This is a genomic window from Streptomyces sp. GQ60, assembly GCF_059758875.1.
The window spans coordinates 373,994-395,344 of record NZ_JCAXEG010000003.1 but is presented as its reverse complement, the minus strand read 5'-3'; the positions used below and the strand labels follow the sequence as shown (position 1 = coordinate 395,344).

21 protein-coding genes are annotated in these 21,351 nt (G+C 72.2%); 15 read left to right on the top strand and 6 right to left on the bottom strand.

Annotation, left to right across the window (positions count from 1 at the left end; translation table 11 throughout):
* Positions 1 to 134 precede the first annotated feature (134 nt).
* The 6 genes from AC6CKD_RS10460 (at position 135) to AC6CKD_RS10435 (ending at position 5,538) form a co-directional block, all read left to right on the top strand.
* The gene (locus AC6CKD_RS10460) at positions 135 to 929 is read left to right on the top strand and encodes a metallophosphoesterase family protein (RefSeq protein ID WP_498326683.1); all 795 of its coding nucleotides are present in this window, start codon (positions 135 to 137) and stop codon (positions 927 to 929) included.
* A gap of 81 nt (positions 930 to 1,010) precedes the next feature.
* Positions 1,011 to 1,466: an SRPBCC family protein gene (locus AC6CKD_RS10455; RefSeq protein WP_498326682.1), complete on the top strand. Its 456-nt coding sequence runs from the start codon at positions 1,011 to 1,013 to the stop codon at positions 1,464 to 1,466.
* Positions 1,467 to 1,931: 465 nt separating this feature from the next.
* A complete protein-coding gene (locus AC6CKD_RS10450; protein ID WP_498326680.1) occupies positions 1,932 to 3,080 on the top strand; it encodes an ArsA family ATPase in 1,149 nt (382 codons plus the stop codon).
* A gap of 111 nt (positions 3,081 to 3,191) precedes the next feature.
* Complete coding sequence (locus AC6CKD_RS10445; RefSeq protein ID WP_498326678.1) at positions 3,192 to 3,701, top strand: DUF5304 domain-containing protein; 510 nt, start codon at positions 3,192 to 3,194, stop codon at positions 3,699 to 3,701.
* A 61-nt stretch (positions 3,702 to 3,762) separates the two neighbouring features.
* On the top strand, positions 3,763 to 4,704 hold the full coding sequence (locus tag AC6CKD_RS10440; RefSeq protein ID WP_498326677.1) for an ROK family glucokinase: 942 nt from the start codon (positions 3,763 to 3,765) through the stop codon (positions 4,702 to 4,704).
* An 84-nt stretch (positions 4,705 to 4,788) separates the two neighbouring features.
* Positions 4,789 to 5,538: an endonuclease/exonuclease/phosphatase family protein gene (locus tag AC6CKD_RS10435; RefSeq protein ID WP_498326675.1), complete on the top strand. Its 750-nt coding sequence runs from the start codon at positions 4,789 to 4,791 to the stop codon at positions 5,536 to 5,538.
* A 593-nt stretch (positions 5,539 to 6,131) separates the two neighbouring features.
* On the opposite strand, the gene AC6CKD_RS10430 is transcribed toward AC6CKD_RS10435, so the two are convergent.
* Together AC6CKD_RS10430 and AC6CKD_RS10425 are read right to left on the bottom strand one after the other, a co-directional pair.
* Entirely contained in the window at positions 6,132 to 6,731 is a 600-nt protein-coding gene (locus tag AC6CKD_RS10430; RefSeq protein WP_498326674.1) for a hypothetical protein, read from the bottom strand.
* Positions 6,724 to 7,503, bottom strand: a complete 780-nt coding sequence (locus AC6CKD_RS10425; RefSeq protein WP_498326673.1) for an alpha/beta hydrolase — start codon at positions 7,501 to 7,503, stop codon at positions 6,724 to 6,726. The genes AC6CKD_RS10430 and AC6CKD_RS10425 overlap by 8 nt, the downstream gene beginning before the upstream one ends.
* Positions 7,504 to 7,666: 163 nt before the next feature.
* On the opposite strand from AC6CKD_RS10425, the gene AC6CKD_RS10420 reads away from it, so the two are divergent.
* The 6 genes from AC6CKD_RS10420 (at position 7,667) to AC6CKD_RS10395 (ending at position 13,098) form a co-directional block, all read left to right on the top strand.
* Positions 7,667 to 8,440 (top strand): lysophospholipid acyltransferase family protein, encoded by a 774-nt coding sequence (locus AC6CKD_RS10420; protein ID WP_498326953.1) that lies wholly within the window; start codon positions 7,667 to 7,669, stop codon positions 8,438 to 8,440.
* A gap of 38 nt (positions 8,441 to 8,478) precedes the next feature.
* Positions 8,479 to 9,687 carry a MacS family sensor histidine kinase gene (macS, locus tag AC6CKD_RS10415; protein ID WP_498326672.1) on the top strand — a complete coding sequence of 403 codons (1,209 nt, stop codon included), beginning with the start codon at positions 8,479 to 8,481 and terminating at the stop codon, positions 9,685 to 9,687.
* Between the two features lie 95 nt (positions 9,688 to 9,782).
* Positions 9,783 to 10,427, top strand: coding sequence for a response regulator (locus tag AC6CKD_RS10410; RefSeq protein WP_250743819.1), 645 nt, complete (start codon positions 9,783 to 9,785; stop codon positions 10,425 to 10,427).
* A gap of 161 nt (positions 10,428 to 10,588) precedes the next feature.
* Positions 10,589 to 11,617, top strand: a complete 1,029-nt coding sequence (locus AC6CKD_RS10405; RefSeq protein ID WP_498326671.1) for a 6-phosphofructokinase — start codon at positions 10,589 to 10,591, stop codon at positions 11,615 to 11,617.
* Positions 11,618 to 11,719: 102 nt separating this feature from the next.
* Positions 11,720 to 12,721 carry a 2-hydroxyacid dehydrogenase gene (locus tag AC6CKD_RS10400; RefSeq protein ID WP_498326670.1) on the top strand — a complete coding sequence of 334 codons (1,002 nt, stop codon included), beginning with the start codon at positions 11,720 to 11,722 and terminating at the stop codon, positions 12,719 to 12,721.
* Between the two features lie 92 nt (positions 12,722 to 12,813).
* Positions 12,814 to 13,098 (top strand): hypothetical protein, encoded by a 285-nt coding sequence (locus AC6CKD_RS10395; RefSeq protein WP_498326669.1) that lies wholly within the window; start codon positions 12,814 to 12,816, stop codon positions 13,096 to 13,098.
* Here AC6CKD_RS10395 and AC6CKD_RS10390 read toward each other — a convergent pair.
* Positions 13,095 to 15,020 carry an anthranilate synthase family protein gene (locus AC6CKD_RS10390; RefSeq protein ID WP_498326668.1) on the bottom strand — a complete coding sequence of 642 codons (1,926 nt, stop codon included), beginning with the start codon at positions 15,018 to 15,020 and terminating at the stop codon, positions 13,095 to 13,097. The two genes, AC6CKD_RS10395 and AC6CKD_RS10390, sit on opposite strands and share 4 nt — an antisense overlap.
* Positions 15,021 to 15,307: 287 nt before the next feature.
* Here AC6CKD_RS10390 and AC6CKD_RS10385 point away from each other — a divergent pair, with 287 nt between their 5' ends.
* On the top strand, positions 15,308 to 16,672 hold the full coding sequence (locus AC6CKD_RS10385) for a class II 3-deoxy-7-phosphoheptulonate synthase (protein WP_498326666.1): 1,365 nt from the start codon (positions 15,308 to 15,310) through the stop codon (positions 16,670 to 16,672).
* A gap of 115 nt (positions 16,673 to 16,787) precedes the next feature.
* Positions 16,788 to 17,096, top strand: a complete 309-nt coding sequence (locus tag AC6CKD_RS10380; RefSeq protein WP_498326665.1) for a (2Fe-2S)-binding protein — start codon at positions 16,788 to 16,790, stop codon at positions 17,094 to 17,096.
* Between the two features lie 32 nt (positions 17,097 to 17,128).
* Here AC6CKD_RS10380 and bfr read toward each other — a convergent pair whose 3' ends face one another.
* A complete protein-coding gene (bfr, locus tag AC6CKD_RS10375; RefSeq protein WP_470752731.1) occupies positions 17,129 to 17,605 on the bottom strand; it encodes a bacterioferritin in 477 nt (158 codons plus the stop codon).
* A gap of 173 nt (positions 17,606 to 17,778) precedes the next feature.
* On the opposite strand from bfr, the gene AC6CKD_RS10370 reads away from it, so the two are divergent.
* A complete protein-coding gene (locus AC6CKD_RS10370; protein WP_498326664.1) occupies positions 17,779 to 18,411 on the top strand; it encodes a sulfite oxidase-like oxidoreductase in 633 nt (210 codons plus the stop codon).
* Positions 18,412 to 18,503: 92 nt separating this feature from the next.
* On the opposite strand, the gene AC6CKD_RS10365 is transcribed toward AC6CKD_RS10370, so the two are convergent.
* Both AC6CKD_RS10365 and pknB read right to left on the bottom strand, forming a co-directional pair.
* Complete coding sequence (locus tag AC6CKD_RS10365) at positions 18,504 to 19,379, bottom strand: deoxyribonuclease IV (RefSeq protein WP_498326662.1); 876 nt, start codon at positions 19,377 to 19,379, stop codon at positions 18,504 to 18,506.
* 9 nt (positions 19,380 to 19,388) lie between these two features.
* Positions 19,389 to 21,317, bottom strand: a complete 1,929-nt coding sequence (gene pknB, locus AC6CKD_RS10360) for a Stk1 family PASTA domain-containing Ser/Thr kinase (RefSeq protein WP_498326661.1) — start codon at positions 21,315 to 21,317, stop codon at positions 19,389 to 19,391.
* Positions 21,318 to 21,351: the final 34 nt, after the last annotated feature.

The following is a 21,351-nucleotide window of genomic DNA, read 5'->3' as shown; positions in this document are numbered from 1 at the left end:
TTCCATGCGTCACATGGAGCGGCCGTGTCCTGCCGACAGTAGTCGACCCGGTTTGCGACTCGGAAGTAACCGCAGGTCCGGCAGCCTGGCCCGATTCCCTACCCGTGGTGGCCAAGCGCCCCTAGGGTGGCCGCATGGGTGGCTCTCTGGGTGGTACGAAGAATCGGACACGGGTCCACGTCGTCAGCGACGTCCACGGCAACACCGAGGCCCTGGCCCGGGCCGGGGAAGGCGCCGACGCGCTGATCTGCCTCGGCGACCTCGTCCTCTTCCTCGACTACGACGACCACTCGCGCGGCATCTTCCCCGATTTGTTCGGAGTCGAGAACGCCGACCACATCGTCGAACTGCGCACCGCCCGCCGTTTCGAGGAGGCCCGGGAGTTCGCCCGCGGGCTGTGGACCGGGCTGGACCGGGAACGGCTCGTCGAGGGCGCGGTCCGGCGCCAGTACGCGGAGATGTTCGCCGCCTTCCCGCGGCCCACGTACGCCACCTACGGCAACGTGGACGTACCCGGGCTCTGGCCCGAGTACGCCGGACCCGGCCTGACCGTGCTCGACGGGCAGCGGGTCGAGATCGGGGGCCGGGTCTTCGGCTTCGTCGGGGGCGGACTCCCCTCGCCGATGCGCACGCCGTACGAGGTGCCCGAGGAGGAGTACGCGGCCAAGGTGGAGGCGCTGGGCGAGGTCGACGTGCTGTGCTCGCACATCCCGCCCGAGGTGCCGGAGCTCTGCTACGACACGGTGGCGCGGCGCTTCGAGCGGGGGAGCGGGGCGCTGCTCGCCGCGATCCGCCGGATGAAGCCCCGGTACGCGCTCTTCGGCCACGTGCACCAGCCGCTCGCACGGCGGATGCGGATCGGCGCCACCGAGTGCGTGAACGTCGGGCACTTCGCCGCCACGGGAAGGCCGTGGGCCCTGGAGTGGTGAGGCCATGACGCGCGATAGCCTTCACGCGGCGGCTCGGCCGTCCGCACACTTCCTCGAACTCCCCCCGGAGGAGCGACCGCGATGGCGGAACACACCAGCTCGAGCATCATGATCGAGGCGTCCCCGGCCGACGTCATGGCCGTGATCGCCGACTTCGCCCGCTACCCGGAGTGGACCGGCGAGGTGAAGGAGGCCGAGGTGCTGGCGAAGGACGACGCCGGCCGCGCCTCTCTCGTCCGCCTCCTGCTGGACGCGGGCGCGATCAAGGACGACCACACGCTGGCGTACAGCTGGCCCGGCGAGAACACGGTCAGCTGGACCCTGGACAAGTCCCAGATGCTCAGGCAGCTCGACGGGTCCTACCAGCTCGCGCCGGTCGCGGGCGGTGCGCGCACCGAGGTGACCTACTCGCTGACCGTGGACGTCAAGATCCCGATGCTCGGCATGATCAAGCGCAAGGCGGAGAAGGTCATCATCGACCGGGCGCTGGCGGGCCTGAAGAAGCGCGTCGAGAGCCGGCCCGCCGCCGCCTCCTGACGCGCCGCTCGCGCGGTGCGGCCCCGGCGGGCCTTACCGGCTTCGCGCCGCTGCGCCGGACTCCGTCCGGCGGTGGCCGGGCGGGGCTGCCGCCACCGCCGTCCCGGCGTGGGGCCCGGTGGGCGGGTGCGGGTGGGTCGGCCCTGCGGGGCGAGGTCCCCTACCCGCCCTTCGCCCGTTCCCCGGGCTGCGCCCGGCCCCCCCTGGGGCTCCGCCCCAGACCCCGGTTCTCAAACGCCGGACGGCTAGAAGAGCTGCAGGGGGCCCAGGCAGCGCCCGGGGAACGGGCGAGGGCGGGTAGGGGGCTCCGCCCCGCGCAGCGGTCCACCGTGGCCATGGCCCCGCGCAGGCGGCCGGGGGCCCGGGGGCAGGGTGGGCTTCGGGGGCGTGGCAGGCTGGCAGCGGCCGCCGTCCGCCCCGCCCGGGCTCCGGGGGCCACGCACCCGCGGAGCTAGGAGCAGCAGCATGCACACCCTTCTCGTCACCGGCCCCGGCGGCGCCGGGCGGAGTACCGTCGCGGCGGCCACCGCGCTCGCCGCCGCACGGCAAGGGCACCGGGTCCTCCTGCTCGCCCCCGGCCACACCGCCCCGCCCGTCGCCGCTGAGGGCACGCTCAGGGTGGCCCGCGTCGACTCCGGCGAGGAGTTCCGGTCCGAGCTCGTCTCGCTCCAGGAGCGCGGCTCCGCGGTGCTCGGGATGCTCGGCGCCCGCCCGCTGCACGCCGACGAGATCACCGAGCTGCCCGGCGCCGAGCAGTTCGCCCTGCTCCGCGCCCTGCGCCGGGCCGCGGACGAGCCCGGCACCGACCTCGTGGTGGTCGACCTGCCCCCGCTGCACCAGGCGATCACCACCCTCGCCCTCCCCGCCCAGCTGCGCCGCTACCTCGCCCGGCTGCTCCCCGCGGAGCGCCAGGCGGCCCGCGCCCTGCGCCCCGTGCTGGCCCAGCTGGCCGGCGTCCCCATGCCCGCGCAGTGGCTGTACGAGGCCGCCGCCCGCTGGGACGAGGACCTGGCGGCCGTCCAGGACGTCCTGGAGGCCCCCACCACCTCCGTACGGCTCGTCGCCGAGCCGGGACCCGCCGCCGACGCCGCGCTGCGCCTGGGAAGGCTCGGGCTCGCGCTGTACCGACTGCCGGTCTCGGCGCTCGTCGCCAACCGGATGCTGCCCGCCGGCTCCCCCGACCCCTGGCTGGCGGGACTCGCCGCCCAGCAGGAGAAGTACGCCGCCCAGTGGGCGGGGGACCAGAGCCTTCCGGTGCTCCCGGTGCCGCACCTGGGCCGGGACCCGCACGGTCCCGAGGACCTGGCGGAGCTGGCCCCCGCCCCCGCACCGGCGATCGCGCCCCGCCCCGTCTGGGCCGTCGAGGACCGGATCGCCGAGGACGGGGTGCTGCTCTGGCGGGTCCCGCTGCCCGGCGCCGAGAAGCGCGAGCTCGGGCTCGTCCGGCGCGGAGACGAGCTGGTCCTCACGGTGGGCCCGTACCGCAGGATCGTGTCCCTGCCCGCCGCGCTGCGCCGCTGCACCGTCTCCGGGGCTGCCCTGGCCGACGACGAGCTCCGCATCCGCTTCACCCCGGACCCGGGTCTGTGGCCCCGCGGCGGCGAGAAGGCGTAGCCGGCGGCCTGGGGGGCGTACCGCCGTTCGGGTAACGTCGGGGGTAGTAGGAGTCCGCGCCGTGCAGGAGTCCGTACCGCACGCCCAGCAGCCGCCGCAGGAGAGTCCGCCATGAGCGAGGCCACCGACCGCCCCACCGATGCCGCCGCCGGGGAGGACGCGTGGGCCCAGGCCTGCGCCGAGGACCTCGCCGCCGAGCGGGAGCGCCGCAGGTCCGAGCAGGGCGCCTCCGCGGGCGCCGGCGCCGGAACCGCCGCCGAGGAGCTGTTCAAGCTCTTCGAGGCCGTCGCCGACAAGGTGTCCGACAAGGTCTCCGCGCTGAACAACCCGCTGTTCGGCATCGCCGCGCAGGGTGCCGTACGGCAGTTCGTCAACCAGGCGAAGACCGCCGCCAAGCCCGTCGTCGAGCGCAATCCCGAGGTCTTCGACCACCTCGCGGCGGCCGGCTCGGAGCTGCTCGCCGCCTACCGCTCGGCCGTCGAGGGCCACGAGCGCCGCTGGACGCGCGACGAGCCGGCCCCCGGGCGGGGGAGCGGGACCGCCGAAAACGCTTCCGGGAGCGCGAAGGACCCCCGTGACGAGGGCGACGGCGGCCCGACCGGGCGGATCGATCTCGACTGAACCCCCGCCTCCCTCGGGTACGGTTGACAGCGGCGGGGTTTGACCGGAAACCGAGGGACTAATGGGACTCACCATCGGCGTCGACATCGGCGGCACGAAGATCGCGGCCGGCGTGGTCGACGAAGACGGCACCATCCTTGAGACGTACAAGGTGCCCACCCCGCCGACCGCGGACGGAGTGACGGACGCGATCTGCGCCGCCGTCTCCGAGGTCGGCGCCAGCCACACCATCGACGCGGTCGGCATCGGCGCCGCCGGATACGTCGATGACAAGCGCGCGACCGTGCTCTTCGCGCCGAACATCAACTGGCGGCACGAGCCGCTGAAGGACAAGGTCGAGCAGCGCATCGGCCTGCCCGTGGTCGTCGAGAACGACGCCAACTGCGCCGCCTGGGGCGAGTACCGCTTCGGCGCCGGCCAGGGCCACGAGGACGTCATCTGCATCACGCTCGGCACGGGCCTGGGCGGCGGCATCATCATCGGGAACAAGCTCCGGCGCGGACGCTTCGGCGTGGCCGCCGAGTTCGGCCACATCCGCGTGGTCCCCGACGGCCTGCTGTGCGGCTGCGGCAGCCAGGGCTGCTGGGAGCAGTACGCCTCCGGGCGTGCACTCGTCCGGTACGCCAAGCAGCGCGCCAACGCCACCCCCGAGAACGCGAAGGCCCTGCTCGCGCTCGGCGACGGCACCCCCGAGGGCATTGAGGGCAAGCACATCAGCGAGGCGGCCCGGGCCGGTGACCTGGTGGCCATCGACTCCTTCCGGGAGCTGGCCCGTTGGGCGGGCGCCGGCCTCGCGGACCTGGCCTCACTCTTCGACCCGTCGGCGTTCATCGTCGGCGGCGGCGTCTCGGACGAGGGCGACCTGGTCCTCGACCCGATCCGCAAGTCCTTCAAGCGCTGGCTGATCGGCGGCGCGTGGCGTCCGCACGCGCAGGTGCTCGCGGCGCAGCTCGGCGGCAAGGCCGGTCTGGTCGGCGCGGCGGACCTGGCGCGCCAGGGCTGAGGCCCCGCCCTGCGGCGAGACGGATCTGCGGACTGCCCGCCGCGCCCCCTGGGGTGCGGCGGGCAGTCTCGTTATGTTGCCGGTATGGAACTCACCGAGCTGCCGAACTCCCGTACCGAAGCCGATGGTTCCGCCGTGATCCGGGTGCTCTCCTACAATGTCCGCTCGCTGCGCGACGACGAGGACGCGCTGGTGCGGGTGATCCGCGCGTGTGCGCCCGACCTGGTGTGCGTCCAGGAGGCACCGAGGTTCTTCCGGTGGCGCAAGCACGCGGCGCGGCTGGCCGCGAAGTGCGACCTGGTGGTCCTGTCGGGCGGCGCGACGGCGGCGGGACCGCTGCTCCTGTGCTCCCTACGGGCCTCCGTGGAGCGGACCGAGGACATACTGCTGCCCTTGACGCCGGGCCGCCACCGGCGGGGTTTCGCCACGGCGGTCGTACGGGTGGGCGGGGTCCGGGTCGGGGTGCTGAGCACGCACCTGTCGCTGGACGGACCGGAGCGGCTCGCCCAGACGGAGCTGCTCCTGGAGCGGCTCGCCGGGATGGACGTGCCGTACGCGATCGCGGCGGGTGACATCAACGAGGGCCCGTCGGGGGCGGCCTTCCGCCGGCTGGCGGGGGCCTTGCAGGACTGCTGGGTCGTGGCGCCCTGGGGAGGCGAGCACACGTGGATGCGGTCGGCGTCGCCGCGCCGGATCGATGCGGTCTTCGCCAGTGCGGGGGTGGAGGTGCTGGCCTGCGGTGTCCCTTCGGGGCTGCCCGGAGTCACCTCCGCGGACCTCGCCCGCGCGACGGACCACCTCCCGGTCCTGGCCGCGCTGCGGCTTCCTTCTTGATGCACCGCTCGCACCGCTGCGCGGGCTTCGGGCGGTGGCTGGTCGGCGCTGCCGCCGCTGCCGTCCCGAGGTGGGGTCGGTGAGGGGTGGTCGTGCCCTGGGATGAGGTCCCCTACCCGCCCCTCCACCGTTCCCCGGGCTGCGCCCGGACCCGCTTCCGTCTGCGGCGCCGTTTCCGGGGGCCTGCCCCCGGCCCCTGCTCCTCAAACGCCGGAGGGGCTGGATTTCGGCTGACCGGCGCTGGATTCTGCCCGGCCGGGGCTGGACTTTGCCCGTAGGGCAATCTCAGCCCCGCCGGCGTTCGGGGCGCGGGGTTTGGGGCGGAGTCCCAGGGGGTCCGGGCGCAGCCCGGGACCCCTCCAGACCGTCCGGCGTTTGAGGACCCGGGTCCGGGCAGCGTCCGGGGAACGGTGGAAGGGCGGGTAGGGGAACTCCGCCCCGCAGGGCACGACCACCCGCACCCGCCCACCGGACCCCCGCCGGGACAGCAAGGGCGCCAGCCCCGCCCGCCCACCGTCGGACGGAGTCCGGCGCAGCGGCGCGAAGCCCGGGAGGCCCGCCAGGGCCGAGTGGTGCGAGCGGCGCGTCAAAAATCAGACCACCGCGCCCCGACCGGGGTCGTCGTCCTCGTCCTCGTCCGTCGACATCCGCGCGACCAGCGTGGCGAAGCCGCCCAGGAAGCCGCCGACGCCCAGCGTCGTCAGCCACCAGGTCATCTCCCACTGGAGCAGCACCGCCAGGAGCAGCAGGACCGGTCCGCCCACCACCGCCAGCCAGGCGAACTTCGACGTGGTGTCCGCCTCCGGCAGCTCGGGCTCCGGGGGGACGAAGTGCCCCTCGTCCTTCGTGGTCTGGGGGGACTCGTCGGGGTCGGCCAGGGAGTGGTCCCGCGGCCCCGCGCCGCCCGTGCCGCCCACGCCCGGGGCGAACACCACCGAGCTGCCCAGCGCCGCCGACGGCGGTTCCGGGGAGGCCGGGGAAGCCGGGGAGGCGGGGCTCGCCGGGTCGGCCGGGGGCACCGGGCCGGCCGGTTTGACGTCCTCCTCCGGCAGGAGGAGGTTCTCGATCGGCCGGAACGGTCTCGCGCCCGGCGGGTCCACGGGCTCCTGGCCGTAGCCGGCCACGATCGCCGCCCACGCCGCTTCCTCGTCCAGCGGGGGGACCCCCCCGGAGGACTCCTCGTGCTCAGCCACCGCTGGCCGCCCCCTCCCTGCCCAAGCTCTCCGACAGCCGCCCGACGAACGCGTAGCTGTCCGCGAAGATCCGCTCCGCGTCATGGTCCAACGTCGCGACGTGGTAACTCTGTTCCAGCAGCGTCTCGGTGACGTCCGTGGAGGACACCCGCGCCAGGATCCGCGTCGAGTCCGTCGGCCGCACCACATGGTCCTGCGGGCTGTGCAGCAGCAGCAGCGGCTGCGTGACCTGCGGCAGTTCGGTGTCCAGCATCTGCAGGAACGTCCGCAGTGAGTGCGCGGCCCGGGTCGGGACCCGGTCGTAGCCGACCTCCTCCGCACCGGGCTTCGCGATGTCGCTCGCGATGCCGGGCGTCGACCGGATGAAGTGCTTGACCACCGGAAGGGCCACGGCCAGCGGGTCGTGCACCTTGTTGACCGGGTTGACGAGGACGATCCCGCTGATGGCGTCCCCGTGCTTCGCCGCCAGGCGCAGCGTCAGCGCGCCACCCATCGACAGCCCGAAGACGAACACCTGCTCGCAGCTGTCGAGCAGTTCCCGCAGCGCGCGGTCCACCTCGGCGTACCAGTCCTGCCAGCCGGTGAGCTGCATGTCCTGCCAGCGCGTCCCGTGCCCGGGGAGTAGGGGCAGCGACACCGTCAGTCCCCGCGAGGCCAGATGGTCGGCCCAGGGCCGCATCGACTGGGGGGAACCGGTGAAGCCGTGGCAGAGGAGGACGCCGACCTTTCCGCCCTCGTGGCGGAACGGCTCGGCTCCAGGGAGGACGGGCACCAGGGTCTCCTTAGAGAGGGGCGTGGGGTGCGTAGCGCTGTGTGACTTCACCGTACGCGACGGGGGTGACACCGACCAGGGTCGTCGGACGGCTCCGGGTGCGGCCACGGGATAAGGTCTGTTCGACAGACACAGGAAGGCTTTCGAGTTGATCTACGGCGCAATGAAGTTCTCGATCGGCGGTTCCCTGAAGCTCGCCTTCAGGCCGTGGGTGGAGGGCCTCGAGAACATTCCCGCAGAGGGGCCGGCGATCCTCGCGAGCAACCACCTGTCCTTCTCCGACTCCTTCTTCCTCCCGGCCGTGCTGGACCGGAAGGTCACCTTCATCGCGAAGGCGGAGTACTTCACCTCCCCGGGCGTCAAGGGCAAGCTGACGGCCGCGTTCTTCAAGGGCGTCGGCCAGCTCCCGGTGGACCGTTCGGGTGCGCGCGGAGCCGGTGAGGCCGCCATCAAGAGCGGCATCGACGTCATCGAGCGCGGCGAGCTGTTCGGTATTTACCCCGAGGGGACGCGTTCACCCGACGGCCGGCTGTACCGCGGGAAGCCCGGCGGTCTGGCCCGGGTCGCACTGGCCACCGGCGCGCCCGTGATCCCCGTCGCGATGATCGACACGGAGAAGATCCAGCCGCCCGGCAAGGTGGTGCCCAAGCTGATGCGCCCGGGCATCCGGATCGGCAAGCCGCTGGACTTCAGCCGCTACCACGGCATGGACGGGGACCGCTTCATCCTCCGCTCGGTGACCGACGAGGTCATGTACGAGATCATGAAGCTCTCCGGCCAGGAGTACGTCGACATCTACGCGACGGCCGCCAAGCGCCAGATCGCCGACGCGGAGAAGGCCGCCGCCAAGAGCGAGAAGGCCGAGAAGGCCGCGAGCGCGGAGAAGCCGCACGAGGCGGGTGCGGCCGAACCGGCCGCCGCGGACACCGACAAGTAGCAGCACACGGGCACAACCGCCCGTACGGGGTGGGGGAGATGGCGAAGCGCGAGCGCGTCGTACGCATGTCGGTCGAGCAGCCGCTGTGGCGTGCCCTGACGGCCTACCGGCTGCTCACCATGGTCTACGCGGCGCTGCTGTTCGCCTCCGCCTACAAGCAGTTCGACCGCCCCTGGATCGCGGCCTCCTACCTCGCCTTCCTCGCGGGCTGGACCCTGGTCACGCTCCCCAAGGTGGCCAACGCCGCCAGCTGCACCAAGCGGTTCCTGTGCGCCGACCTCACCGTCGCCTGCGTCGGGATCCTGCTCACCCCGCTCGTGGACACCCAGGCGCGGATCGTGGACGGCGGCCCCACCCTCCCCTCCATTTGGACCGCGGGCTCCGTCCTCGCCTTCGCCATCAAGGGCGGCTGGCGGTGGGCCTGTTTCGCCTCCAGCTTCGTCGCCGCCGCCAATCTCGTCCAGCGCGGCGAGCCCACCCGGGACACCCTGCACAACGTGCTCCTGGTCTGGGTGGCCTCCATCGCCATCGGCTACGTGGTCGAGGTCGCCCGGGCCAGTGAAGCCACCCTGGCCCGCGCCCTGGAGATCGAGGCCGCCACCCGCGAGCGCGAACGCCTCGCCCGCGACATCCACGACGGGGTCCTCCAGGTCCTCGCCATGGTCCAGCGGCGCGGCACCGAACTCGGCGGCGAGGCCGCCGAGCTGGGCCGGATGGCGGGGGAGCAGGAGGTGGCGCTGCGCACCCTGGTCTCCAGCGGACTGGCGCGCCCGTCGCGGATCTCCCGCGACGAGGCACTCGGAGCGATCGTGGCCGCCTTCGAGGTGGAGGAGCCCGGAGCCGACGAGGGCGAGCTGGACCTGAGGACCCTCCTCGCCCCGCACGCCGGCTCGCGGGTGAGCTTCGCCGAGCCGGGCACCCCGGTGCCACTGCCGGTGCCCGCGGCGCGGGAGCTGGCCGCGGCGGTCGGGGCAGCCCTCGACAACGTGCGCAAGCACGCGGGCGAGGGGGCCAGCGCCTGGATCCTGGTCGAGGACTGGGGCGACGAGGTGATCGTGACCGTCCGCGACGACGGCCCGGGCATCCCGGCCGGCCGGCTCGACCAGGCCGAGGGAGAGGGCCGGATGGGAGTGGCCCTGTCCATCCGGGGCCGCCTCCGCGACCTGGGCGGCAGCGCCGAGCTGGTGTCCATCCCGGGGCAGGGCACCGAAGTGGAACTGAAAGTACCGAGGGGGAGCACCCAGTGAACGAGTCGAGCGAGTCGAGCGGGCAGAACGGCCAGGGCGGGCAGAACGGTCAGGGCGGTCCGGGCGGGCAGAACGGCCTGGGCGACATCAAGGTCATGGTCGTCGACGACCATCCGATGTGGCGGGACGCGGTCGCCCGCGACCTGGCCGCCGCGGGCTTCGACCTGGTGGCCACCGCCGGGGACGGGCCGGAGGCCGTGCGCCGCGCCCGCGCGGCCGCCCCCCACGTCCTGGTCCTCGACCTCAACCTGCCCGGCATGCCCGGGGTCCAGGTCTGCAAGGAGCTGGTCGGAGCCAACCCGGCGCTGCGGGTCCTCGTGCTCTCCGCGAGCGGCGAGCACGCCGACGTCCTGGAGGCGGTGAAGTCCGGCGCGACCGGCTACCTGCTGAAGTCCGCCGGCGCCCAGGAGCTCATCGACGCGGTGCGCCGCACGGCGGCCGGCGACCCCGTCTTCACCCCGGGACTGGCCGGCCTGGTCCTCGGGGAGTACCGGCGCCTGGCCACCGATCCGGCGCCGGCCGCCTCCGACGAGCCGAAGGCCCCGCAGCTCACCGACCGGGAGACCGAGGTGCTGCGGCTGGTGGCCAAGGGGCTCTCGTACAAGCAGATCGCGGAGCGGCTGGTCATCTCCCACCGCACCGTGCAGAACCACGTGCAGAACACCCTGGGCAAGCTCCAGTTGCACAACCGCGTGGAGCTCGTCCGGTACGCGATAGAGCGGGGCCTCGACGACGCGTAAGGGGGACCGGTTCCCCTTACGAGTGAACAGGCGTACGCAACGCCCCGCAATTCCCCCGGAATTGACCCTTCCTCAGGCCTTGCTGTGACCTGAGTCACCACTAGCGTGACCGTCATGCGGGCCCTGCGGCCTCAGCGGGCCCTGTGGCGAAGGGAAGTTCCATGAAGGTCGGAGTGCTGACGGGCGGCGGCGACTGCCCCGGGCTCAACGCGGTGATCCGCAGTGTCGTGCGCAAGGGCGTGCAGGAGTACGCCTACGATTTCGTCGGTTTCCGGGACGGCTGGCGCGGTGCGGTCGAAGGCCGCACCGTCCCGCTCGACATCCCCGCCGTCCGCGGGATCCTGCCGCGCGGCGGGACCATCCTCGGCTCCTCGCGCACCAACCCGTTCAAGCTGGACGACGGCGTCCGCCAGATCAAGGAGAACCTCGCCAAGTACGAGGTCGACGCCCTCGTCGCGATCGGCGGCGAGGACACCCTGGGCGTGGCCGCGAAGCTCTACGAGGAGTACGGCATCCCGTGCGTCGGGGTCCCGAAGACCATCGACAACGACCTGTCGGCCACCGACTACACCTTCGGCTTCGACACCGCCGTCGGCATCGCCACCGAGGCCATCGACCGGCTGCACACCACCGCCGAATCGCACATGCGGGTCCTGGTCGTCGAGGTGATGGGCCGGCACGCCGGCTGGATCGCCCTGCACTCGGGGCTCGCGGGCGGCGCCAACGTCATCCTCATCCCGGAGCAGCGCTTCGACGTGGACCAGGTCTGCGCCTGGGTGAACTCGCGGTTCAAGGCGAGCTACGCGCCGATCGTGTGCGTCGCCGAGGGCGCGATGCCCAAGGACGGCGACATGGTGCTGAAGGACGCGACGAAGGACTCGTTCGGGCACGTGCGGCTGTCGGGCGTGGGCGAGTGGCTGGCCAAGGAGATCGAGGCGCGGACCGGCAAGGAGGCCCGTACGACCGTACTCGGACACGTCCAGCGGGGCGGCACCCCGAGCGCGTTCGACCGGTGGCTGGCCACCCGCTTCGGGCTGCACGCGATCGACGCGGTGCGCGACGGGGACTTCGGGAAGATGGTCGCGCTGAAGGGGACGGACATCGTGCGGGTGCCGATCTCGGAGGCGACGGCGAAGCTGAAGACGGTGGACCCGGCGCTGTACCAGGAGGCCGGAGTCTTCTTCGGCTGAGTCGCAGGCTCCTCGGCTGGGCCGCAGGGCGGGTCGGGACCGTGGGTCGTATGGTGGCAAACGACCCATGGTCCGATTCTTTTGCGCAGTACGGGAGCGAACGTGGAAATCCTGGCATTCGGGGTGCAGGGGGACGAGAAGCCGCTCATCGAGAAGGCCTTCGCGGGCCTGCACGAGGTGCGCTGCCTGGACGTCTTCCTCAGTGAGGACACCGCCCCCATCGCGGCCGGGTACGAGATCGTGTCGTCGAGCGTCAACGCCGACCTGAACGGCCGGGTGCTGCGGACCCTGGCGGCGGGCGGGACGAAGATGATCGCCCAGCGCTCCACCGGCTTCAACAACATCGACCTGGACGTCGCGCGGCAGCTCGGCCTGACGGTCGGCCGGGTGTCGTACTACTCCCCTTACTCGGTGGCCGAATTCGCGTGGACCCTGGCCATGGCGGTGAACCGGCGGATCGTCCGCGCCTCGAACCGGACGCGGGACTTCGACTTCCGGCTGACCGGCCTGATGGGCCGCGACATGCGCGGCCGCACGGTCGGCGTGCTCGGCACCGGCAAGATCGGGGAGGCGTTCACCCGGATCGCGCACGGGTTCGGCATGAACCTGCTGGGCTGGGACGTGGCGCAGAACCCGGCGTGCGTGGAGCTGGGCATGAAGTACGTGGACAAGGAGGAGCTGTTCGCCTCCTCGGACCTGATCAGCCTGCACGTTCCGCTGCTGGAGTCCACGCACCACATCATCGGCGCCGAGGCGCTGAAGACGATGAAGGACGACGCGATCCTGGTGAACTCCAGCCGCGGCGGGCTGGTGGACACGGACGCGCTGGTCACGGAGCTGCGGTCCGGCCGCTTCGCCGGGGTCGGCCTCGACGTGTACGAGGCGGAGGCCGGGCTCTTCTTCCTGGACAAGTCGCTGGTGGCCGTCGAGGACGACACCCTGGCCCGACTGATCACCTTCCCGAACGTGGTCGTCACCTCCCACCAGGCGTACTACACGCACGACGCGGTGGGTCAGATCATCGACACCACGGTCGCCAACGTCGCGGACTACCTGGCGGGCCGCCGCTCGGAGAACACCCTCAGCCCCGCGGATCCTTCCTGACGCGCCCCGGGCCGTGATGCCGGCCTCCGTGCGGCGCCCCCGGTCAGGGGGCGCCGCACGAAGTCGCGGGAACAGGGCCTAGATTCGGCCGCGTGACCATACCCGCCGTCTTCTTCTGGATCTTGCTGGCCTTCGCGGCTCTGCAACTCTGCAACGCCGCCCGGGTGCTGCCGCGCGCCCTCCGGGCCGGACCCGGCGCCCGGACCGACCCGTGGCTGGCCTTCACCGACCACGTGCTGTCGATCCCGCTCACCGTCGCCCTCGCGCTGGGCGCGATGGAGGCGGCCTTCTACGCGATGCTCCTGCTGGGCCCCGTCCTCGCCTGGAGCCTGGTCCGCTCCCTCCGCTCGGCCACAGCGCCGAAGGCGGCAGGCTAGGCCCCGGCCGGGGCCCGGACCCCGGCCACCAGCTCGCGGACCAGTTCCGCCCCGCGCAGGGTCAGGACCGACTCCGGGTGGAACTGGACACCGGCGAAGCCGCCGGAGGCAGAGCGCAGCGCGTGGACCTCGCCGGTCGCGGGGTCCCGGGAGACCTCGATGCCCCGCAGGGCCAGGGCGCGCGCCCGCTCCGCGGAGCAGTGCGCCGCGTACGTGTTGTAGAAGCCGACGACCTCCTCCGCCCCGAACAGCGGGATCCGCGTCTGGGCCCCCTGCGCCGGCTCCGCCTTGCGGACCAGCGGGATCCCCAGCTCGGCGGCGAGCAGCTGGTGGCCGAGGCAGACCCCGAGCAGCCCGCCCCGGTGCGAGGTCAGCAGCTCCGACGTCAGCTCGCGCATCGTCCGGATCTTCGGGTCGCCGAAGTCCGTCGGGTCGCCCGGGCCGGGGCCGAGCACGATCGGCCCGTCCCAGGCCAGGGCGGCCGCCCGCAGGCCCGGATCGTCGTAGCGGCGTACGGTGACCTCCAGCCCGGCCACCCGCAGGACGTGCCCCAGCATCGAGGTGAAGGTGTCCTCGCCGTCCACCACCAGCGCGTGGCCCGTCACCGCCGCCGGCCGCTCCTGCATCCGCAGCCAGAACGGCGCCAGGTCCTCGCGGCGAGCCGCCAGGGCCGCCTGCACCCGGGGGTCGTCGGCCAGCCGCTGCCCGGCGAAGGAGGGTCGCACCGCCGCCGGCCGCACGCCCAGCGCGGCCAGCACCCCCGCCGCCTTCGCGTGGGTCTCCGCCACCTCGCCCGCCGGGTCGGAGTGCCGTACGAGGGTGGCCCCGACGGGCACCCGCAGCGCCCCGTCCGGCGCGATGTACGCCGTGCGGATGAGGATGGGGGAGTCGAGGGTCTGGGCGCCCGAGGCGTCGAGGCCCAGCAGGGCCAGCGCGCCGGCGTAGTAGCCGCGGCCGACCCCGTCCCGCCCGAGGGGCTCGTAGCGCTCGATGACCCGGCAGGCGTTCTGCACCGGCGATCCGGTCACCGTCGCCGCGAACATCGTCTCCTTCAGGACCTCGCGGACGTCCAGCGAGGAGCGGCCGCGCAGTTCGTACTCGGTGTGCGCGAGGTGCGCCATCTCCTTGAGCCGGGGGCCGACGACCACCCCGCCCATGTCCCCGACCGTGCACATCATCTTGAGCTCCTCGTCCACGACCATGGACAGTTCCTCGGTCTCCTTGCGGTTCCCGAGGAAGGTGAGGAGGGAGTCGGCCGTCGGCCCCTCGGCCGGATAGCGGTACGTACCGCTGATCGGGTTCATCACGACGGTGCCCCCGGACATCCGGACGTGCACCTCGGGACTGGCTCCGACGAGGGTGCGGTCCCCGGTGTGGACCACGTACGTCCAGTACGCGCCCCGCTCGCCCTCCAGCAGCCGCCGGAACAGCGCGAGGGCGTCGGCGCGGCCGAAGCCCTCGATCCGGCCCTCGTAGGTGCGCCGGATGACGAAGTTCGCGCCCTCGCCCCGGCCGATCTCGTCCTCGATGACCCGCCGGACGGTGTCCGCGTACTCCTCGTCGGGGACGTCGAAGGCGCCGCCGTCGACCCGTACCCGGTGGGCCGGCAGCGCGGCCAGCGCCTCGGCGAGCGGGATCTCGTACGCCTCCTCGGCGACGAGCACGCTCAGCGGCGTGCCGTCGTCGCGCACGTCGAACCCGCGCTCCCGCATCTGGCGGAAGGGGACGAGCGCCAGGGCGGGCCGCTCGCCCACGGGCAGGTCGGCCAGGTGCTCGGCCTCGTGGACCGGGCCGATCAGCACCTCGACGGTGTCGTGGTCGCGGCCGGGCGTGCGGCGGCGCAGCAGCGCGAAGGGCGGGCAGGCGTCGTCGAGCAGGCGACTCGGGTGCGGGTGCGGGTGCGACTGCGGGTGCGCGTGCATGGAGTGGGCGTCCTATCCGGTTCCGGAGGGCGGGACGGCCCGGTGTTCCAGCGGAAACACGGAAGGCCGCCCCTCGGGGCGGCCTTCGTTTCGCTCGTGTCTCAGGTACGCGCGAGAAGTGGGCCGCCGGGAGCGGTCCACCACCAGTTCTCGTTCGAGTGCGCGTACATGCCGTGAACCCTAGCCCACCCGCCCGGCGTGCACTGGTAAACGGGTGAGTAACACAGCGAGAGACATCCGTCTCACGTAGTGGTCCTCGACCGGGACGCGGGGTGTGACGCCGTAATGTGTGTGGGGTGACCGTGAACGCAGAAACCCAAGCCCCCGCCGCCAAGGCGACCTGGCGAGACCTTCCCGCGGCGCAGCAGCCTTCGTACCCCGATGCCGAGGCACTGCGCGCTGTCGTCGCGGACCTCGAGTCGTATCCTCCCCTCGTTTTCGCGGGCGAATGCGACCAGCTGCGCGCCCGTCTGGGAGCCGTCGCCAAGGGCGAGGCGTTCCTGCTGCAGGGTGGCGACTGCGCCGAGGCCTTCGATGCCGTCTCCGCCGACCACATCCGCGCCAAGCTGAAGACGCTGCTCCAGATGAGCGCCGTCCTGACGTACGCGGCCTCCGTGCCGGTCGTCAAGGTCGGCCGCATCGCGGGCCAGTACTCCAAGCCGCGCTCCAAGGACACCGAGACCCGCGACGGCATCACCCTGCCGACCTACCGCGGCGACTCCGTGAACGGCTTCGCCTTCACCGAGGCGTCCCGCGTCCCGGACCCCGAGCGCCTGAAGCGCATGTACCACGCGTCGGCCTCCACGCTGAACCTGGTGCGCGCCTTCACCACCGGCGGTTACGCCGACCTGCGCCAGGTGCACGCCTGGAACCAGGACTTCGTGAAGAACTCCCCGTCCGGGCAGCGCTACGAGCAGCTCGCGCGGGAGATCGACAACGCGCTGAACTTCATGAAGGCCTGTGGCACCGACCCGGCGGAGTTCAAGGCCGTCGAGTTCTACGCCTCCCACGAGGCGCTGCTCCTCGACTACGAGGGCGCCCTCACCCGTACGGACTCGCGCACCGGCCGGCTGTACGACACCTCGGGCCACATGGTCTGGATCGGTGAGCGCACCCGCCAGCTGGACCACGCGCACATCGAGTTCTGCTCGCAGATCGCCAACCCGATCGGCATCAAGCTCGGCCCCACCACCACGGTGGACGAGGCGCTCACCTACATCGACCGCCTCGACCCCGAGCGCGAGCCGGGCCGGCTGACCTTCGTCGTCCGCATGGGCGCCGACAAGGTCCGCGACAAGCTCCCCGAGCTCGTCGAGAAGGTCACCGCCTCCGGCGCGACCGTCGCCTGGGTCACCGACCCGATGCACGGCAACACCTTCGAGGCCGCCTCCGGCCACAAGACGCGCCGTTTCGACGACGTGCTCGACGAGGTCAAGGGCTTCTTCGAGGTCCACAAGGGCCTCGGCACCCACCCGGGCGGCATCCACGTCGAGCTCACCGGTGACGACGTCACCGAGTGCGTGGGCGGCGGCGACGAGATCTTCGTCGACGACCTGCACCAGCGCTACGAGACGGCCTGCGACCCGCGCCTGAACCGGAGCCAGTCCCTGGACCTGGCCTTCCTCGTCGCCGAGATGTACCGCGACCAGTAAGCACCTCGTGACGATGGGGCGCGGATCGATGTGATCCGCGCCCCATCGTCGTACCCGGGTCTTTTAGGGAACCCTAAGTTTGGGTACGGTTAGGTAAGCCTCACCGAATACGGGGATGGCTGGTCGACCCGTTCCGGACTGGGAGGTGAACCGCGTGTACGTCTGCTCTTGTTTCGGGATCACCGACAAGCAGGTCAAGGACCACGCGGCCGCCGGGGCCTGCACCCCCCGCCAGATCGCCTCGGCCACGAAGGCCGGCACCGACTGCGGTTCCTGCGTGCGGACCATCCAGGGCCTCCTCGGCCGCGGGGCCTGCCCGCGCCGTGAGCTGCTGGAGAAGGGCGACGCCGCCGCCGTGCTCGCGGCCGATCCGCTGGTACCGGCACTGGTGCCGGCCGGTACGGAGCTCGCCGAAGCCGCGTAGGCCGTACGGGGTGCTTCGTATCGTCCTACGGGTCAGCTCGGCTGCTCGATGAGCTGCGCGATGTAGAGCGCCTCGCCGATGGACTCGATGAGCTCCAGCTGGGTGTCGAGGTAGTCGATGTGGTGCTCCTCGTCCGCCAGGATCTCCTCGAAGAGCCGCGCCGAGGTGACGTCGCCCTTGCCGCGCATGACCTCGATGCCGCGCTTGAGGCGGTCGATCGCCTCGACCTCGACCTGCCGGTCGGCCTGGAACATCTCCGTCAGCGTCTGGCCCACGCGGACGTGGAAGAGGCGCTGGTAGTTCGGCAGACCGTCGAGCATCAGGATGCGCTCGGTGATCTTGTCCGCGTGCTTCATCTCATCGATGGACTCTTCGCGCGTGTACTTGGCGAGCTTCGTCCAACCCTTGTTGTCCTGGATCCGGTAGTGGAGCCAGTACTGGTTGATGGCCGTAAGTTCGCCGGTCAGCTGCTCGTTGAGAAACTCGAGGACCTCGGGGTCGCCCTGCATCGCAGAGGCTCCTTCCAAGCAATGTCAGCAATGTGACGGGGCAGGTGCGCGCATCCTTGCACCGCCACAGGAGGCCGTCCAGTAAGTGCCTCCTTAGTGGGAGTTGCCGTGACTTGCCCGAATCCGGGCGAAGCTGGTCATGACCACCCCGCCACGTCTGTCACCATGGAGACATGGGTCAGCCGGAAAGCCGGGAATCTCCGGGATCAGAGCAACTGGAGCTTCCCCCGGGGCAGCGGTTGCAGCGAGGCTGGCCGGTCACCCACTACGGACCGGTACCCAAGTTCAAGCCCGAGCGCTGGGAGTTCCGCGTCTTCGGCGCGACGGCCGACGGTGAGAAGCACTGCTGGAACCACGAGGAGTTCGCGGCCCTGCCGTTCGACTCCGTCGAGGCGGACCTGCACTGCGTGACGAAGTTCAGCATGACGGGCGCCGAATGGGGCGGTGTGCTCACCCGCGCGATCCTCGCCCTCGCTCCGCCGTCCCCGCAGGTCACGCACGTGATGGTGTGGGCCGAGTACGGCTTCAGCTCCAACATGCGCCTCGCGGACTTCGCCTCCGAGCGGGCCGTCTTCGCCACGCACCAGGGCGGCGAACTGCTCACCGCCGAGCACGGTTTCCCGCTCCGGCTGGTCGTGCCGCACCTCTACGCGTGGAAGGGCCCCAAGTGGGTCCGCGGCATCGAGTACATGACCGCCGACCGCCGCGGCTTCTGGGAGGAGCGGGGCTACCACAACATCGGCGACCCCTGGCGCGAACAGCGCTACTCCTACCAGGAGGAGCCCGGGGACGGCCCCGAGCTGTAGCCCCCGCTGCCGGTCGCTCCCGTGAGGGGCGCGATCGAAAGGGTGTCCGCCGCCGAACTCATCCGGATGGCCGTACGGAAGTACCCGGCGGGTCAGCCGAACTCGCGCAGCTCCTTGAGCAGGGCCACGTCCGCCGCGTGCCCTTCCTTGCCGCCGGGAGTCTCGGTGATCAGGGGGACGCCCTCCATCGCCGGATGCGTGAACAGTTCCGCGAAGGCGTCCCGGCCGATGTGGCCCCGGCCGATGTTCTCGTGCCGGTCCTTGTGTGCGCCCACGCCCTCCTTGGAGTCGTTGGCGTGCACCAGCTTCAGCCGGCCCTCGCCCACGGTGTCCACCAGCAGGTCCAGCGTCTCCTTCGTCCCGCCCGGCGCCGCCAGATCGTGGCCGGCCGCGAAGATGTGGCAGGTGTCGAGGCAGATCCCGAGCTTCGGATGGTGGTCGAGGGCGTCGAAGTACGGGCCGAAGTCCCAGGTGCGCGAGCACAGCGAGGAACCCTGTCCGGCCGTGGACTCCAGCAGCAGGAAGGGGTCGTCGTCATGCGTCAGCTCGTCCAGCAGCGGCAGCATGTGCTCCCTGACCTGCGCGTACGCCGCCGAGCGCGGCCGGCCCCCGGTCGCCGATCCGGTGTGCACGACGACCCCGAGCGCGCCGATGGCACGGGCCCGGCGCAGTGAGTGCCGCAGGGACTCCACGGACTTCTCGACGGTCGCCTCGGTGTGCGAGCCGAAGTTGATCAGGTACGGCGCGTGGACGTAGGCCGGGATCCCCTCGGCGGCGCAGGCCTCGCGGAACAGCTCGTCCTGGGCCGGATTGCCGACCGGCGTGGCCCAGCCGCGCGGATTGGCGACGAAGACCTGGACGGCCTCGGCGCCCATCTCGCGGGCGTACGCCAGTCCGACGGAGGCGAGCCCGCCCGCGACGGGCACGTGCCCGCCCACTGGATTGCGGCCCGTTGCATTGTTGATCATGGTGTGCTGTTACAGCCCCTTGGTCCTGATGGTGATGGTGCTGCCCTCGGCGGCGTTCTGGCCCGCGGGGACCGACTGGGAGTCGACGGTGTTGCCGAAGGAGAGGAAGGGCTTGTCGACCTTGACCTTGAAGCCCAGTCCCTCCAGGGTCGCGCGGGCCGCGTCGGCCTCCTGGCCGGTGACGTTCGGGACCGGGATCTGGCGGGGCCCCTTGGACACGGTGAGGGTGACCGTGTCGCCCGTGGCGGCCTGGGTGCCCGCGCCGATCGACTGGTTGGCGACCGTACCGGCGGGAGAGGGGGAATGAACCTCCTCCGGGGCCGTCTCCACCTTCAGGCCGAGGCCCTCCAGGGTGGAACGGGCCTGGTCGAGGGAGGTGCCCGTGACGCGGGGGACCGGCACCGGGCGGCCCTTGCTGACCACCATCGCGACCAGGGTGTCGAGGGACCGCTTCTGGCCGCCCGCCGGATCCGTGCTGATCACCGAGCCCTGTGCGATGTCCTGGCTGAAGGCCTGGGTGACGGCCCCCGGCGCCAGGCCGGACGAGGTCAGCTCGGCCTTCGCGGCCTCCAGGGGCTTGCCCTTGAGGTCGGGAATCATGACGACCTCGGGTCCGCGCGAGATGGTGAGCGTCACCGCGCCGTTGCCGCGGATGCGCTTGCCGCCGGCCGGGTCGGTGTTCATCACGGTGCCCTTGTCGAAGGCCGCGCTGAACTTCCGGTCGACCCGCTTCACCCCGAGTCCGGCCGCCGAGAGCTGGGACTTGGCCTCCGCCTCGGTTTTCCCGAGCAGGTTCGGGACCCTCGTGAACTGGCCGGAGCTGATGTACCAGACGCCCGTGCCGAGACCGAGGCAGAGCAGGACGCCGAGGACCACGAGCAGCGGGCCCGGGCGCCGCACCCGGGAGGGGGCCGGGGCCGGGGGCAGGGGAGGCGCCGCGAGCCGGGAGGTGTGGGACACGGGCTCGGAGTGCGAGGCGTGGGAGGTGTGCGAGGCGTGTGTGGTCACCGGGCGGGCGATCACGCTGGTGCGGTCCTCGGTGGCGGTCCGCTCCGCGGCCCGGGCCTGCGGCGGCACGGCGTCCAGCTCGGAGTCGCCGAGCTGCGCGCGGGCGCCCAGGGCCAGCCCGAGGAGCGCGGCCGCGTCGTAGGGGCGCAGATCGGGGTTGCGCGCGGCGGCCTGGGCGACGAGCTCGTCCAGCGCGGCGGGCAGCCCCGGGACGGAAGCCGACGGGGGCGGGACGTCCTCGTTGAGGTGCTGGTAGAGCACCTGGGCGGGGTTGGCGCCGGTGTGCGGCTTGGTGCCGGTGAGCATCTCGTAGAACACCACGCCGCAGGCGTAGACGTCCACGCGCGGGTCGGTGACCCCGTTCTCGATCTGCTCGGGCGCGAGGTAGGAGACGGTGCCGAGGACGGACCCGGTGGTGTGGGTGACGGAGTCCACGGAGCGGACCAGCCCGAAGTCGGCCACCTTGACCCGGCCGTCGTCGCCGATCAGCACGTTCTCGGGCTTCATGTCACGGTGCACGAAGCCGGCGCGGTGCGCGGCGCCGAGGGCGGCGAGCACGGGTTCGAGGATGTCGAGGGCCGCGCGCGGCTGGAGCGCGCCGCGCTCGCGGAGCACGTCGCGCAGGGTGCAGCCCGACACGTACTCCATGGCGAGGTACGTGTACGGGCCGTGCGTGCCCTGGTCGAAGACGGCCACGACGTTCGGGTGCGCCAGGCGGGCGACGGACTTCGCCTCACGGATGAACCGGTCGACGAAGCCGGGGTCGGCGGCGAGGGCCGGGTGCATCACCTTCAGGGCCAGGACGCGGTCGAGGCGGGTGTCGACGGCCCGGTAGACCGTGGCCATGCCGCCGGCCGCGATGCGGGCGTCCACGCGGTAGCGGCCGTCGAGCGTCTGCCCGACGAGGGGGTCATCCAGGGTCGTGTCCACCCGGCGATTCTACGAGGGCCGGGTGGGCCCCCGT